Raw genomic sequence first — 14,216 nt, forward strand, 5'->3', positions numbered from 1 at the left:
CGAGGACCCAGATGACCGCCGCACGAGATCGAACCGGCGCCGGCTGGCTACAGGATGGGCAGCAGACGCTCGAGTTCGAACGGGGTGACCTGGGCTCGGTAATCCTTCCACTCCTGACGCTTGTTGCGCAGGAAGACGTCGAAGACATGCTCACCGAGCGTCTCGGCGACCAACTCCGAACGCTCCATCGTCGCGATCGCCTCGTGCAGCGACGTCGGCAGCGCCGCGATGCCCATCGCCTGCCGCTCGGCCTCCGTGAGGGCCCAGACGTCGTCCTCGGCCTCCTCGGGCAACTCGTATTCTTCCTCGACGCCCTTGAGCCCGGCTGACAGCAGCACCGCGAACGCCAGGTAGGGGTTGCACGCGGGGTCGAGGGTGCGTACCTCGATCCGAGAGCTGTTCTCCTTCGACGGCTTGTACATCGGCACCCGCACCATCGCGCTGCCGTTGTTGTGCCCCCAACAGACGTAGGCCGGGGCCTCGCCGCCGCCCCAGAGCCGCTTGTAGGAGTTGACCCACTGGTTGGTGACCGCGACGATCTCGCTGCCGTGCCGCAGCAGACCCGCGATGAACTGGCGCGCGACCTTGCTCAGCTGATACCGCGAGCCGCCCTCGTAGAAGACGTTGCGGTCGCCCTCGAACAGCGACAGGTGGGTGTGCATGCCGGAGCCCTGCGCGCCGGACAACGGCTTGGGCATGAAGGAGGCGAAGCAGTCCTGCTGGAGGGCGACCTCCTTGATGACCGTGCGGAACGTCATGATGTTGTCCGCCGTGGACAGCGCGTCGGCGTAGCGCAGGTCGATCTCCTGCTGGCCGGGCCCCGTCTCGTGGTGGGAGAACTCCACCGAGATGCCCATCGACTCCAGCATCGTGATCGCCCGGCGCCGGAAGTCCTGCCCGAGGCCCTGGGGCACGTGGTCGAAGTAGCCCGACTGGTCGACGGGCTCCGGAGCCTGACCGGGGCGCATCGGGGTCTTGAAGAGGAAGAACTCGATCTCGGGGTGGGTGTAGAAGCTGAACCCCATGTCGGAGGCCTTCGCCAGCGCCCGGCGCAGCACGAACCGCGGGTCGGCGTAGCTCGGGGCGCCATCGGGCAGCAGGATGTCGGCGAACATGCGGGCGGTGCCGGGCGGGGCGCCGCGCCACGGCAGCACCTGGAACGAGCTCGGGTCGGGCTTGACGAGCATGTCGGACTCGGTGACGCGGGAGAAGCCCTCGATGGCGCTGCCGTCGAAGCCCAGTCCCTCCTCGAAGGCGCCCTCGAGCTCGGCCGGTGCGACCGCCACCGACTTCAGCGTGCCGAGAACGTCGGTGAACCACAGGCGCACGAAGCGGATGTCGCGTTCCTCGATCGTGCGCAGCACGAACTCCTGTTGACGATCCATAGGACGATCTTGCCGCACCACCGCGGCTGACGACGCACCGACCACGCGGGAGGCGGGTGTTGCATCGAACCAGCCGGGCCGTCGGGGATCTTTCGGGGATCTTTCGGGATCTTCGAGCAACGTTCGTGAGTGCGTTGCATCCCGAGCGCATCGGTGATGAGGTTGACTGACCAGCATGGCTCGCCGGGTCGCCGGCGAGATGGGATCGAGGAGGTTGCGATGACCGTGGAGAATGCCGGGTCCGAACCGGACACCGATCGGCCGGACACCATCGAGGTTGTCCAGCACGTGGCGCGGCCGGTCGGTGAGGTGTGGGCGCGACTGACGCAGAAGGAGGGCATCGAGGCCTTCCTGGGCGAGGGAGCGATGCTCGGCGGCAAGGGGGACAAGTGGCGCGCGGGCGACGGAACGTACGGGGTGACGCGTAGCTACCATCCCGAGCAGCAGGTGCGCGTGTCCTGGCACGCCGACGACGAGGCTCCTCCGACGATGGTGGACCTGCAGATGACCCCCGAGGGAGACGGCACGCTGCTGACCCTGCGCCACGAGCACCTGCCGCAGGACGCCGACCGCCAGGCCCTGTCGCAGCGCTGGGACGCCGCGATGCACCGCCTGACCCAGGTCTGAGCTGGCTGAGCCGACCGAGCCGGCTGCGCCCGACGGTTACCCGGACGCACCGAAGGCCCCGACGCGAACGATCGCGCGGGGCCTTCGTCGTGGCTGGGTGTTCTCGCCGGAGTCAGCGCCCTGCGCACTCGCAGCGGGGCTGGCCGGGCTGCCCGGGCTGGCCCGGCTCGGCGAGCTCAGTCGAGGCCGTCCTCCTCGCGGCGGCGGCGGTCCTCCTCGTCCCAGGCTTCGGTCTTCTCGCGGGCGGTCTCCAGGGCGCGGGACGCCTCGTCGCGGGAGCCGTAGGGGCCCATGATGTTCTCACCGGCGGACTTGTTGTCGTCGTCCTCCACCTGGCCGGTCTTCACGTTGTACCAGTACTGCATCACAAACCTCCCGGGTCGACGGTGAGCCGCTGGCACCACTGTAGGCGCGCGCCGTCAGCAGCGGGAGGTCGCGTAAGGCGCTTCCACCCGGGGCCGCCCGCCTAGACTTCGCCCGAACGACACGGATCAGGCAGGAGCAGACATGGCCGACAAGACCTTCCCTCTCGGTATCGATGTGGGCGGCAGTGGCATCAAGGGCGCTCCGGTGGACCTCGACCAGGGCGAGTTCGCGACGGAGCGGCAACGCATCGAGACGCCCGGGGAGTCGACTCCGAGCAACGTCGCAGACGTCATCGCGCAGGTCCTCGGGGCGTTCGAAAGCCAGACCGCCGGGCAACCGATCGGCATTACGGTGCCGGCGGTCGTGACGCACGGTGTCGTGCGCTCTGCCGCCAACATCGACAAGTCCTGGATCGACACCGACGCGGAGTCGCTGCTGCGCGAAAAGCTCGGACGAGCCGTCACGGTGCTCAACGACGCCGACGCCGCCGGGGTCGCCGAGATGCAGTTCGGTGCCGGACGCGGGATCAAGGGCACCGTGCTCATGGCGACGCTCGGCACGGGTATCGGCTCGGCCCTGTTCGTCGACGGGATTCTCGTGCCGAACACCGAGCTCGGTCACCTCGAACTCGACGGGCACGACGCCGAGACCCGCGCCGCGAACAGCGCCCGGGAGAACGAGGACCTCTCCTGGGGCAAGTGGGCCAAGCGTCTGCAGCGGTACTTCTCGCACGTGGAGAACCTGCTGTGGCCCGACCTCATCATCATCGGCGGCGGCGTGAGCAAGAAGGCGCAGAAATACCTGCCCAAGCTCGATCTGCGCACCCAGATCATCCCCGCCGTGCTGCAGAACGACGCCGGCATCATCGGCGCCGCCTGGCAGGCGGTGCACGACGCGGAACTGAAGCAGCCGAGCTGAACTCGCCCCGCTCGGGCCCGAGGGCGAGCTCCTCAGGCCTGGGCGGGCTTGCGGTCGGCCAGGTCGAGCACGCTCAGGCCGTCGATGACCTCGCCGGAGAGGTTGGTGACCTGTCGCAGGTACAGCTCGCGGCCGTTCTCGGCCAGGAGGCCGTCGTGGATCGGCACGAACCGCGGGGCCCCGATGCGGCGGACGAACTCGATCGTCTCCTTCATCGCGCACCACGGGGCGTTGAGCGGCACGCCGAGCAGGTCGACGTCACCGGGCTCGGCGTCGAGGGCGTCGCCGGGGTGGAAGAAGCTCGGCTCGCCGTCGGCGCGCAGCACGACACCGGTGTTGTCGATGCGCGGGATGTCGGCGTGGATGATCGCGTGCCGCTGCCCGACGGGGCTGACGGTCAGCGCGCTGCCGCGGCTCTCGAGCGTGACGTCCGTTCCGCTGGTCAGGGTCTCGACGTCGCGCCGCAGGCCGCCGTCGCGCAGCTGGTCGGCGGTCTGGGTCTCCAGGAGCACTCGGGCTCCGGGATTGGCCTCGACGAGCGGCGCGAACCGGTCGGGGTCGCAGTGGTCGGGGTGCTGGTGGGTGACGAGGACGGCGTCCAGGTCGCGCAGCTGCTCGAAGCCCGAGGAGAAGGTGCCCGGGTCGAGCAGCACCCGCAGGTCGGCGACCTCGACGAGCAGACAGGAATGGCCGAAGCTGGTCAGACGCATGGCCTCACCCTAACGAGATGTGCCCCTCGCGCGACCCGGGAAATCGGGCGATCCGACCGGCGGCCCGTACGATGCCCACCGTGGAATTCCTCAACGGCCAGACCCCGGCGCACGACCTCACGTACAACGACGTGTTCATGGTGCCCTCGCGCAGCGACGTCGGGTCGCGCCTCGCCGTCGACCTGACGACGCCCGACCGGGTCGGCACGAGCGTGCCGCTCGTGGTCGCGAACATGACGGCTGTCGCCGGCCGGCGGATGGCGGAGACGGTGGCCCGCCGCGGCGCGATCGCGATTCTGCCGCAGGACATCCCGCTGCCGGCGATCGCGAGTTCGATCCGGCGGGTCAAGGCCGCCGACCCCGTGCTCGAGACGCCGATCACGATCTCTCCCGGCGCACCCGTCGCCGAGTTCCTCTCGCTCGTGGGCAAGCGGGCCCACGGGGTCGCGGTCGTCGTCGAGGAGGGCCGCCCGATCGGCGTCATCGCCGAACGCGACTGCCAGGAGGTCGACCGGTACGCGACCGTCGGCGAGGTGATGACCGACGACATGCTGACCGTGACCCGCGACGCCGACCACCGCGAGGTCTTCGACCGGATGACCGCGCATCACCTGGCGACGGTGCCCGTCGTCGAGGACGACCGGCTCGTCGGCATGCTGACGCGCCGGGGCATCCTGCGGTCGACGATCTACACCCCCGCGCTCGACGGGGCGGGCCGGCTCATGGTCGGCACGGCGGTCGGCATCAACGGCGACGTGCGCGGCAAGGCCACCGCCCTGCTGGAGGCGGGGGCCGACGTGCTCGTCGTCGACACCGCCCACGGCCACCAGGACAAGATGCTCGAGGCGCTCGCGTTGGCCGTGCGCGCCCGCGCGGACTTCGAGTCGGCCAGCGGCCGGCGCGTGCCGATCGCGGCCGGAAACGTCGTCTCCGCCGACGGCGCACGCGACCTCGTCTTCGGCGGCGCCGACATCGTCAAGGTCGGAGTCGGGCCGGGCGCCATGTGCACGACCCGCATGATGACCGGGGTGGGCCGCCCGCAGTTCTCGGCGGTCATGGAGTGCGCGGCCGCGGCCAAGGATCTCGGCGGCGTCGTGTGGGCCGACGGCGGCGTGAAATATCCCCGCGACGTCGCGCTCGGGCTCGCGGCCGGGGCGGCGAGCGTGATGATCGGCTCGTGGTTCGCCGGCACCCACGAATCCCCCGGCGACCTGCAGCGCGACAATGATGGGCGGCTCTACAAGGAGAGCTTCGGCATGGCGTCCTCACGGGCGGTGCGCAACCGCACCCGGTCCGCCAGCGCCTTCGACCGCGCGCGGTCGGCGCTGTTCGAAGAGGGCATCTCCAGCTCGCGGATGTACCTGGATCCCGAGCGGCCCGGCGTCGAGGACCTCATCGACCACATCGTCTCCGGCGTGCGCAGCTCGTTCACCTACGCCGGGGCCGCGACCATCGGCGAGTTCCACTCCCGCGTCGTCGTCGGCCTGCAGTCCAGCGCCGGCTACGACGAGGGCCGCCCCCGCCACACCTCCTGGTGAGACCGCCAACGGCGCAGCCCGACAAACGACGCTGAGAACTGCGTGTCGCGGTGAGAACTGCAGTCCGGACTGCAGTTCCGACCACGACACGCAGTTCTCAGGGGCGTGGGTCTCGGGGCGTGGGGGGCTCAGGCGACGAACGCCCAGACTCCGAGGGTGAGCACGAAGCCGACGACGGACAGCACCGTCGAGAGCACGGTCCACGTGCGCAGGCCGTCGGCGACCGACAGGCCCTGGTACTTGGTGACGATCCAGAACCCGGAGTCGTTGATGTGGCTCAGGCCGACGGCGCCGAAGCACATCGCGAGCGTGAGCACGACGACCTGCAGCTCGGTGTAGCCGCCCGCGGCGATGCCGGGTTGAATGAGCCCCGCGGCGGTGAGGATCGCCACCGTGGCCGAACCCTGCGCGGCCCGCAGCGCGAGCGCGATGAGGTAGCCCGCGACGATGAGCGGCAGCCCCTGATCGGTGAGCCAGCTCGACAGCGCCGCGCCGATGCCGGTCTCGACGAGCACGTTGCCGAAGACGCCGCCAGCGCCGGTGACGAAGATGATGACCGCCACCATCGGCAGGGCCGAGTCGAGCACGCTGGTGCGTTCGGTCTTGTTCCAGCCGGTCTTCGCGCCGATCGCGAAGTAGGCGACGATGACACCGACCAGCAGCGCGGTGGTCGGCGCGCCGAGCCAGGCGGCGACGTCGCGCACCGGGTCGCCCTTGGGCAGCAGGGTCGCCGTGACCGAGCCGACCATGATCATCGCGATCGGCAGCACGATGAGCGTGGTGATCAGGCCGGCGCCGGGGCGGGTGCGCACCGCGAGATCGGTCGGGGCCGAACCGCCTCCCGACGCACCGGAGCCGGTCTCGTCGCCCTCGGCGAGCGCCTCGGTGGCGGGCGACTCCTGCAGGGTGATGTGCTCGACCTTGAGGAGCTTGGCGACGAAGAAGCCGACGACGGAGACGATCGCGCACAGCACGAGCCCGAGCAGCGTCATCAGCCCGACGTTGGTGCCGATCGACGCGGCCGCGGCGACCGGTCCGGGGTGCGGCGGCAGCGCGACGTGCACGACGATGAGCACCCCGGCGACCGGCAGCCCGATGCGCACCGGGTGCAGCCCGGCGATCTTGGCGAACGCGAAGACGATCGGCGCGAGGATGATGAAGCCGACGTCGAAGAAGACCGGGATGCCGAGGATGAACGCCGCGATCGTCACGGCGGCGACGACCCGCTTCTGCCCCAGGCGCTCGGTGAACTTCGTGGCGAGCACCTCGGCTCCGCCGGAGACCTCGACCATCCGGCCGAGCATCGACCCGAGGCCGACGATGATCGCCACCGAGCCGAGCACCTTGCCCATCCCCTCGATCATCACGAGGACGACGTCGGCGATCGGGATGCCCGCGACGATCGCGGTGCCCATGGCGACCAGGAGCAGCGAGACGTAGGCGGAGAACTCGAACTTGATGACGAACACGAGCAGCACGAGGATCGCGATCAGCGCGATCGCGAGCAGCATTCCGACGCCCATGACTCAGCCCTCCGGGTTCGGCGCGACGACGGTGACGACCGCGGAGTCGTCCGCGGCCTCCTTGCCCTGGGCCTCGCCGAGCAGGTACAGCTGCTCGGCGGCCGCGGCGACCGGGGTCGCCAGGTGCACCGACTTGGCGGCGGTCGTGACGATGCCCATGTCCTTGACGAAGATGTCGAGGCGGCTCTTGACCTCCGCGCCGCCCTCGTCGTAGGCCTGCAGCATCCGCTGCCCGCGGTCGCCGAGCATGAACGAGGCGGCGGCACCGGCCATGAGGGCGTCGAGCGCGAGCTTCGGGTCCAGGCCCAGAGCCCGGGCCAGCGCGAGCGCCTCGCCCGCGGCCGCGATGTGCACCCCACACAACAGTTGGTTGACGGTCTTCATCGCCTGGCCGTCGCCGGCCTTGTCGCCGACCCGCACGAGGGTGCCGGCCATGGCGTCGAGCACGGGCTGGGTGGCGGTCCACGCGTCGTCGTCCGCGCCGACCGTGACGAGCAGGTCGCCGGCGCCGGCCCGCACCGGGCCGCCGGAGATCGGGGCGTCGACGATGCGGTGCCCGGAGTCGGTGAGCCGGGCCGCGACGTCGCGGACCGCGTCGACGCCGACGGTCGAGGTGAGCAGCACGGTGGCGCCCGCGGGCAGCGTCTGCACGACCCCGTCGGGGCCGTACAGCGCGTCGTCGAGCTGGGCGGCGTTGCGCACGGCGAGCAGCACGACGTCGGCGCCCGCGGCGGCCTCGCGGGCGCTGCCGCAGCCGGTGACGCCGGCCTGCGCCGCCAGGTCGAGGCGAGGCTGGGCGATGTCGAAGCCGCGCACCGCGGCCCCGTGGTCGACGAGGTTGGTCGCCATGGGCAACCCCATGGCGCCGAGGCCGAGGACGGCGACGGTGACGTCACTCAGTGTGGACATGAGATCTCTTCTTTCTCTGCGGTTTGTTGTGCAGGGATGGGACAAGCGGTTGTGTCGTGTGATGAGGACAAGCTGCGGTCAGGCGCACAGGGTGTCGACGACGTCGGCCAGGGACTGCTCGTCACCGACGTTGCCGGCGAAGACGATGTAGGGGATGCCGACGGCCGGGCCGTCGACCGGCTCCCACAGCGAGACGATGCCGGGCAGCATCGGGCCGCGCACGAACGCGCGGGTGATCTGCAGGCCGAGGGTGGCGACGTCGGAGGAGGTGATGCCGCCCTTGGCGACGACGAAGCGCGGAGCCTGTTGGGCGAGGGTCTGGCGCACCACGTGCACGACCGCGGCCGAGACCTGACGGGCGATGTTCAGGGAGGCGTCGGCGTCGTCGCCGCGCACCAGCACTCGGCTCGTGCGCACGACGACATTGCCGTCGGCGAGCCCGGCGACGACCTGGCTCACGATGTCGGCGAGGTGCGCATCGCGACGCTCGGCGTCGAGCACGGCGGCCACGTCGATCTCGATCTCGGTGGGGGCGCGGCGCTCGCGCAGCGCGTCGAGCTGGCGGGTGGTCAGGCCGACGTGGGAGCCCACGACGATGAGCCCGCCCGTCGTGCGCGCGCCCTGGCCGGTGATGGCCTGGACGTCCTGGCTGGTCAGCGGGGTGCGCGGGGTCTGGCCGATGCGACCGCGGCCGAACGGGGGGCCCACCCGGTAGACGAACCTCTTGCCGCCCTGCTCGGCCTGTTCGAGCCCCAGCGCGAGCAGGAGGAGATCGTTTTCGTCGACGATGTCCGGGGCGACGACCTGGCCCTCGGTGACGCCGGCGAGCACCTGCGCGACCGCCTCCGGGCCCGAGCGCAACGTCGCCAGGTCGATGAGCACGACGTCGTCGGCGGCGATGCTGCCGCCGGACTTTTCGGCGACCCAGTCGCGCAGGTTCGAGGACTCATAGCCGAATGTCGCGTCCTTGGCGAACTCGCTCTCGCCGACCGGGGTGAAGCCGGCGGCGGCCGAGCCCGCGTAGTGCACGCCGTGCACGGTGAGGCGGCCGGCCTCGGGAAAGGCGGGCACGAGCACGATGCCGTCGATCGGGCTCCCGGCCTGTTCGAGCACGTGGGCCAGGGTGTTCGGCTCGAGCGGGAAGTGGCCGCGCAGGGTGGAGTCGCTGCGGGAGACGAAGCCGACGGGCACGCCGGTGGCGCGTGACGCCTCCAGGGCGGCGGTGGCGACCTCGCGGTTACGCTGCTCGGCGTCCGCGGCGTCGAGGGAGCGGCTGTTCGTCATGACGTAGACGGCGGGCTCGCCCTGCTGGAGGGCCCAGGTGAGGTCCTCGACCGACCAGCCGGTGAGCACCGGCAGGTCGGCGACGGACTGCGTGCCGGTCGGGTCGTCGTCGAGCACGACGAGCACGCGGCCCGACTCCCGCACGCTGCTCGCCACCTGCGCGGGGTCGACGGCCGGTCCCTGCGGGACGCCCTCGACGAGTTCGGCCAGTGTTGCCATTCCTACTCCTTCGTAAGGGTGTTGTCAGAGGTCAGAGGTCAGAGGTTAAGAGTCCGTGGGCTATGGCCTGTGCGTCGGGCCTTGGGCGGTCGGGGCGGCTCAGGGCCCCTCAGAGGCTCAGGCTCTCGGGGGCTCAACGACTGACGGGCTCACAGGTCCTCGCGGGTCTGTTCGATGTGGGCGAGCATGGCAGCCTCGGCCTGCTCGCGGGTGCCGGAGGACAGCGCCGCCAGGATCTGCTCGTGCTTGGCGATGGCCCGGGTGCGCACGCGCGGCTTGGACGAGGTCTCCCAGCGGGCCGCGCGCAGCAGGTCGTCGATGGGCCGGAAGAGCACGCCGACGAAGGGGTTTCCGCAGCCGTCGAGGATGATCTGGTGGAACTCCAGGTCGGCCTCGACGAACTCGGCGACGTCGGCCTCGGCGTCGGCCCGGCGCATCCGCTCGACGCAGCGCCGCAGCCCGGTCAGGTCGTCGGGGCCGTGTGCGGCCGAGAACAGTCCGGTGGCGGCGGTCTCGATGAAGCGGCGCACCTCGACGAGCTGCTCGGCGGTGCGGCGCCCGTCTCCGCTGGCGCCGGCGGCGCGGGCGACCAGGTCGACCGAATCCCACCGGCTCACCGGGTTGGCGAACGTGCCGCGGCCCTGCTCGACCCGCAGCACGCCCTTGGTTTTGAGCACCTTGACGGCCTCGCGCAGGGTGAGCCGGCTGACCTGCACCTCCTGCGCGAGGTCCTGCTCGCGCGGCAGCGGCCGCTCGTCGAACTCCCCCGCGACGATGCGCGCGACGAGGCGTTCGACGGCCTCGTCGACTCGGGTCGCGCTCATCGTCGGCTCCTTCGCCGTTGGGATAAGTCCTCTGAGGTCTGATGTTAGCGAGGGACCTGGCGGTGCACAACCCCTCCCCCGGCGCGTGTGTCGATGCGCGACGGCGCGAGGCGACGGCGCGGGGACCTACCGGGGCCGCAGCAGAGTGGCTGGCAGTCCAAAACGGAGTGGTTGTCGGCACAAAACCGTTGCGCCGCAACAGGAAAGCGGATGAGCCGGCCGATACGCCGGATCCTGTCGAGGGCGGTCATCCATCTCGGGGGCACGTTGCCGTGACCCTCTAGCGACCTACCCGTGCGCTCGGGCGGGCAGCCCTCGAACGCGCACTGTCTGGTCTTGCTCCGGGTGGGGTTTACCGAGCCGCCCCAGTCACCTGGGGCGCTGGTGGTCTCTTACACGCACCGTTTCACCCTTACCCGCGCCTACCCGGCCGTGGCCGAGCGGTTCGCGGGCGGTCTGTTTTCTGTGGCACTGTCCCGCGGGTCACCCCGGGTGGCCGTTAGCCACCACCCTGCCCTACGGAGTCCGGACGTTCCTCGGCGGCCGGCCCGGCGCGAGCCGGGCGCGGCCGACGCGACCGCCTGGCCGACTCATCCGCCCGCCCAGGATAGCCGTGCCCCCCGCGGGTCGAGACGAAGCTGGCTGACATACTCGCCGGGGAGGCCGCCGACGGCGGGCATCACCGCAGCTCACGAGGGCGTCGCCGCGGCCGGGATCCGAGTGTGTCAGCCAACTTCGTCTCGCCCCCCGCCACGCCGCCCCGCCGCGACCGCCCGCGCCGCCCGCGCCGCCCGCGCCGGCGGGCGAAGGAAGGTCGCGACCTGCGGCAGGTGAGTGACGACGACCACCTGCGCGCGCCCGTCAGCGGCCGGCGATCTCGAAGCTCACCCGCCGGGCCTCGATGTCGGCCTCGAGGAGCCGAACCCGCACGGCGTCACCGGCGGCGGGCGCGGCCGCGCCCTCCGGGCGGCGGCACGGCGCGACGATCGCGGGGTCGATGAGGGCGACGACGTAACCCTTCTCGCCGCGGTCGTCGACGACGACCGCGGCGAACTCCTGACCCACCTGGTCGTGCAGCTCGGCGGCCTCGACGGCGTCGGTGCAGGCCCGCTCGATCGCGGACGCGCGCCGGTCGCCGGCGCGCATGATCTCGGGCAGCTCCGGCAGCGCCGCCCGCACCCAGTCGGGCACCTCCTCGCCCGCGCTCAGGGCGGCGCACGCGGCCAGGCCGAAGCGGTCGACGAGCCGGCGCAGGGGCGCGGTGACGTGCGCGTACGCGGCCGCGACCGCCGCGTGCTCCACCTGCTCGGGGCGGGTTCCGTCGAAGGGCGTGTACCCGGCTCCGCGGAACAGACCGGTCGCCTCGTGGATGATCGCCAAGTGCACCGGGTCGGTGCGGTCGAGCCCGCGCAGGAACGCCCCGTAACTCTGCTCCTGGGGCCACGACAGACCGTGGGCGGCGACGACGCGCCGGAACCGGCTCACGGCCTTCTCGTCCGGTGGCGGCATCGTGCGCAGGATGCCGACGCCGCCCTGCAGCATGAGGTCGGCCGCGGCCATGCCGGTCAGCAGCGAGATCTGGGCGTTGTAGTCCTCGACCGGGGCCGGCGGGCGGTAGCGCAGCCGGTAGACCGCGTCGGGGCCGCTGCCCTCGACGTGCACCTCCTGTTCGGGCATCGGCAGGCTCGCGCCGCCGCGGGCCAGCTCGAGGTCTATCCGGCGGGGGCCGACCTGCGCGAGCAGCTCGATGACGCGGGGCGCCCGGCCGGCGTCGAGGTCGGCCTGCACCGAGGCGTAGTCGAGCTGGGCGCGGCTGCGCACGCGGGCCCGGTACACCTGCGTCTCGGCGACCACCGCGTCGGCGTCGAGCCGCAGGTCCCACACGTAGGCGCTGCGCTCGGAGTCGGGCAGCAGGCTCGCGGCGCCCTCGGAGAGCACCGCCGGATGCAGCGGGCTGCGGCCGTCGGGCAGGTAGAGGGTCTGCACCCGGCGCCGCGCCTCGAGGTCGACGGCCCCGCCGGGTGCGACGAAGGCGGGCACGTCGGCGATCGCGTAGCGCACCCGGTAGCCCGAGCCGTCGGCGTCGATGGCCAGCGCCTGGTCGAGGTCCTTGCTGCCCGGCGGGTCGATAGTGATGAACTCGACGCCGGTCTCGTCGCGTTCCGGCGGCGTCGTCGACCGCGCCGCCTCCTGCGCCTCCGCGAGCACCTCGGGCGGAAACTCGTCCGGCACCTCGTTCTCCGCGCGGATCTTCGCGAAGGCGGCGGTCAGCGCCGCCGCGCCGGTTTCGGGCCGGAGTCGGACACGTCGCAGCGTCATGTCCCTACCTTAGGAGCGTGTTGATCCTGCTCCCGCCGTCGCAGTCCAAGGCTCCCCGCCGCCGCGGCGCCCCGATGCGGCCCGATCGGCTGTCGTTCCCCGTGCTCGCGCAGACCCGCGACCAGGTCACCCAGGCCCTCGCCGACGTCGGAGGCGGGGTCGAGGGGGCCCGGCTGCTCGGGCTCCCGCACACCCTCGCCGACCAGGTCGATCAGAACCTCGCGCTGCATCAGGCCCCGGCGACCCCGGTCGCGCAGCTGTACACCGGGGTGCTCTACGACGCCCTCGAGGTCGCGTCCCTCACCGGACCGGCGCGGGCGCGGGCGACCCGCTGGATCGTCGTCGTCAGCGCCCTCTACGGGGCGGTGCGGCTGCGCGATTCGGTCGCGCCCTACCGGTTGTCGATGTCGACGAAGGTGCCGGGGCTGCCCGCGCTGCCGGCCCTGTGGCGGCCGGTGCTCGACGAGGCGCTCACCCCGGCCGCCGCCCGCGGCCTCGTCGTCGACACGCGGTCGGCCCACTACGTCGCGGCCTGGCGGCCGACGGGTGACGCGGCGGCACGGTGGGTGCACATCGCGGTCCCCGGCGCGACCCACGGCGCCAAGCACACCCGCGGCCTCGTCGTGCGCACGATCTGCGAACACGGGCTGGACGCCCGCACCCCGACCGGGCTCGCCGAGGCGCTCGATGCACACCTGCGCGCCGACCGGGGCTTCCGCGCCGACCTCGCCGAACCCGACCGCCCCGGCCGTCCCTGGCAGCTGCGCATCACCCCCGCCCACCCGTGACCCAACGTCCGCCAACGTCCGTGAAAACTGCGTGTCGTGGTGAGAACTGCAGTCCGGACTGCAGTTCTCACCACGACACGCAGTTTTGAGGGAAGGTCGGCGAGGTTCGGGGGGATGCGCGGCGAAGGTCGGCGACGCGGGGGTGTGCCGCGACATGCGGGGGGCGGAGACGGTCAGTCGCGCAGGTGGGAGGTGTCGTTAACGAACTCGACGGAGACGGCGCCGTCGGGCCAGACCCGCACCGACGTCATCGACGCCGGGGCGATCGCCAGGCGCCAGACGTGCTCGAGGTCGGCGCCGAGCACGTGCCCGAGCACCGCGAGGATGGCCATGCGGTGGGTCGCGACGACCACGGTGCCGCCGGCGGCGACCTCGCGTTCGTAGGCCGCGACGACGCGCTCCTCGAGGTCGGCGTGGCTCTCCCCACCGGGGCAGGCGGCCTGCGCGTCGCGACGCAGGCGCTGCAGGCCGTCCGGGTCGGAGGCGGCGAGCTCGGCGATCGTGCGGCCCTCCAGGTCGCCGTAATCCTGCTCGTCCCAGTCGGACTCCGCGGCGCACGGCACGCCGAAGCGCGCGGCGACGAGCTGGCCGGTGCGGTGCGCCCGGGTCAGGCTCGAGGCGACGACGCGGACCGGGTCGGGACCGTCTCCGAGGTGCCGATCGCCCAGAAAAGCGTGCAATGCGGCGGCGAGCCGGTGCGCCTGCCGCTGCCCCTCGCCGTCGAGGTCGAGGTCGGCGCCGCCGCGGCCGGCGAGGCGCCCGTCGCGGTTGGCCTCCGTGACGCCGTGCCGCACGAGCACCACCCG

At 71.9% G+C, this 14,216-nt stretch carries 13 protein-coding genes and 1 other RNA gene; 4 read left to right on the top strand and 10 right to left on the bottom strand.

From position 1 onward, the window contains the following. Positions 1 to 47: 47 nt before the first annotated feature. The gene (locus PINTE_RS07665; protein WP_068428224.1) at positions 48 to 1,385 is read right to left on the bottom strand and encodes a glutamine synthetase family protein; all 1,338 of its coding nucleotides are present in this window, start codon (positions 1,383 to 1,385) and stop codon (positions 48 to 50) included. A 219-nt stretch (positions 1,386 to 1,604) separates the two neighbouring features. On the opposite strand from PINTE_RS07665, the gene PINTE_RS07670 reads away from it, so the two are divergent. Continuing rightward, positions 1,605 to 2,012, top strand: a complete 408-nt coding sequence (locus tag PINTE_RS07670) for an SRPBCC family protein (RefSeq protein WP_068428227.1) — start codon at positions 1,605 to 1,607, stop codon at positions 2,010 to 2,012. Between the two features lie 176 nt (positions 2,013 to 2,188). On the opposite strand, the gene PINTE_RS07675 is transcribed toward PINTE_RS07670, so the two are convergent. Beyond that, entirely contained in the window at positions 2,189 to 2,377 is a 189-nt protein-coding gene (locus PINTE_RS07675) for a methionine aminopeptidase (protein WP_068428267.1), read from the bottom strand. A gap of 142 nt (positions 2,378 to 2,519) precedes the next feature. Here PINTE_RS07675 and ppgK point away from each other — a divergent pair, with 142 nt between their 5' ends. Continuing rightward, the gene (ppgK, locus tag PINTE_RS07680) at positions 2,520 to 3,296 is read left to right on the top strand and encodes a polyphosphate--glucose phosphotransferase (RefSeq protein WP_068428230.1); all 777 of its coding nucleotides are present in this window, start codon (positions 2,520 to 2,522) and stop codon (positions 3,294 to 3,296) included. Positions 3,297 to 3,328: 32 nt separating this feature from the next. On the opposite strand, the gene PINTE_RS07685 is transcribed toward ppgK, so the two are convergent. Then, entirely contained in the window at positions 3,329 to 4,006 is a 678-nt protein-coding gene (locus tag PINTE_RS07685; protein ID WP_068428233.1) for an MBL fold metallo-hydrolase, read from the bottom strand. A gap of 80 nt (positions 4,007 to 4,086) precedes the next feature. Between PINTE_RS07685 and PINTE_RS07690 the strand changes: the two genes are divergently transcribed. Further along, positions 4,087 to 5,544, top strand: a complete 1,458-nt coding sequence (locus tag PINTE_RS07690) for a GuaB1 family IMP dehydrogenase-related protein (RefSeq protein ID WP_174524000.1) — start codon at positions 4,087 to 4,089, stop codon at positions 5,542 to 5,544. A 128-nt stretch (positions 5,545 to 5,672) separates the two neighbouring features. Here PINTE_RS07690 and PINTE_RS07695 read toward each other — a convergent pair whose 3' ends face one another. The 6 genes from PINTE_RS07695 to PINTE_RS07720 form a co-directional block, all read right to left on the bottom strand. Continuing rightward, the gene (locus tag PINTE_RS07695) at positions 5,673 to 7,067 is read right to left on the bottom strand and encodes a GntP family transporter (RefSeq protein WP_068428237.1); all 1,395 of its coding nucleotides are present in this window, start codon (positions 7,065 to 7,067) and stop codon (positions 5,673 to 5,675) included. A gap of 3 nt (positions 7,068 to 7,070) precedes the next feature. Continuing rightward, entirely contained in the window at positions 7,071 to 7,976 is a 906-nt protein-coding gene (locus PINTE_RS07700; RefSeq protein ID WP_068428240.1) for an NAD(P)-dependent oxidoreductase, read from the bottom strand. A 78-nt stretch (positions 7,977 to 8,054) separates the two neighbouring features. Next, on the bottom strand, positions 8,055 to 9,479 hold the full coding sequence (locus PINTE_RS07705; protein WP_068428243.1) for a four-carbon acid sugar kinase family protein: 1,425 nt from the start codon (positions 9,477 to 9,479) through the stop codon (positions 8,055 to 8,057). Positions 9,480 to 9,628: 149 nt separating this feature from the next. Continuing rightward, the gene (locus PINTE_RS07710) at positions 9,629 to 10,303 is read right to left on the bottom strand and encodes a FadR/GntR family transcriptional regulator (RefSeq protein ID WP_068428246.1); all 675 of its coding nucleotides are present in this window, start codon (positions 10,301 to 10,303) and stop codon (positions 9,629 to 9,631) included. 207 nt (positions 10,304 to 10,510) lie between these two features. Next, positions 10,511 to 10,896: RNase P RNA component class A (gene rnpB / locus PINTE_RS07715), an RNA gene on the bottom strand. A 268-nt stretch (positions 10,897 to 11,164) separates the two neighbouring features. Next, entirely contained in the window at positions 11,165 to 12,622 is a 1,458-nt protein-coding gene (locus PINTE_RS07720) for an RNB domain-containing ribonuclease (RefSeq protein ID WP_068428249.1), read from the bottom strand. Between the two features lie 17 nt (positions 12,623 to 12,639). Between PINTE_RS07720 and PINTE_RS07725 the strand changes: the two genes are divergently transcribed. Beyond that, positions 12,640 to 13,410, top strand: a complete 771-nt coding sequence (locus PINTE_RS07725; RefSeq protein WP_068428251.1) for a YaaA family protein — start codon at positions 12,640 to 12,642, stop codon at positions 13,408 to 13,410. A 173-nt stretch (positions 13,411 to 13,583) separates the two neighbouring features. Here the strand turns inward: PINTE_RS07725 and PINTE_RS07730 are convergent. Then, positions 13,584 to 14,216: histidine phosphatase family protein (locus PINTE_RS07730; RefSeq protein ID WP_169798479.1), on the bottom strand; the 633-nt coding region annotated here is incomplete at its 5' end.

This window comes from Piscicoccus intestinalis NBRC 104926 (assembly GCF_001515525.1).
Lineage (GTDB): Bacteria > Actinomycetota > Actinomycetes > Actinomycetales > Dermatophilaceae > Kineosphaera > Kineosphaera intestinalis.

What these genes read in the sequence shown, in the direction of transcription:
- PINTE_RS07670 (WP_068428227.1), top strand. Translation starts at nt 1,605, where the DNA reads ATGACCGTGGAGAATGCCGGGTCCGAACCGGACACCGATCGGCCGGAC.
- PINTE_RS07695 (WP_068428237.1), bottom strand. Translation starts at nt 7,067, where the DNA reads ATGGGCGTCGGAATGCTGCTCGCGATCGCGCTGATCGCGATCCTCGTG.
- PINTE_RS07685 (WP_068428233.1), bottom strand. Translation starts at nt 4,006, where the DNA reads ATGCGTCTGACCAGCTTCGGCCATTCCTGTCTGCTCGTCGAGGTCGCC.
- PINTE_RS07705 (WP_068428243.1), bottom strand. Translation starts at nt 9,479, where the DNA reads ATGGCAACACTGGCCGAACTCGTCGAGGGCGTCCCGCAGGGACCGGCC.
- PINTE_RS07710 (WP_068428246.1), bottom strand. Translation starts at nt 10,303, where the DNA reads ATGAGCGCGACCCGAGTCGACGAGGCCGTCGAACGCCTCGTCGCGCGC.
- PINTE_RS07665 (WP_068428224.1), bottom strand. Translation starts at nt 1,385, where the DNA reads ATGGATCGTCAACAGGAGTTCGTGCTGCGCACGATCGAGGAACGCGAC.
- PINTE_RS07720 (WP_068428249.1), bottom strand. Translation starts at nt 12,622, where the DNA reads ATGACGCTGCGACGTGTCCGACTCCGGCCCGAAACCGGCGCGGCGGCG.
- PINTE_RS07700 (WP_068428240.1), bottom strand. Translation starts at nt 7,976, where the DNA reads ATGTCCACACTGAGTGACGTCACCGTCGCCGTCCTCGGCCTCGGCGCC.
- PINTE_RS07675 (WP_068428267.1), bottom strand. Translation starts at nt 2,377, where the DNA reads ATGCAGTACTGGTACAACGTGAAGACCGGCCAGGTGGAGGACGACGAC.
- ppgK (WP_068428230.1), top strand. Translation starts at nt 2,520, where the DNA reads ATGGCCGACAAGACCTTCCCTCTCGGTATCGATGTGGGCGGCAGTGGC.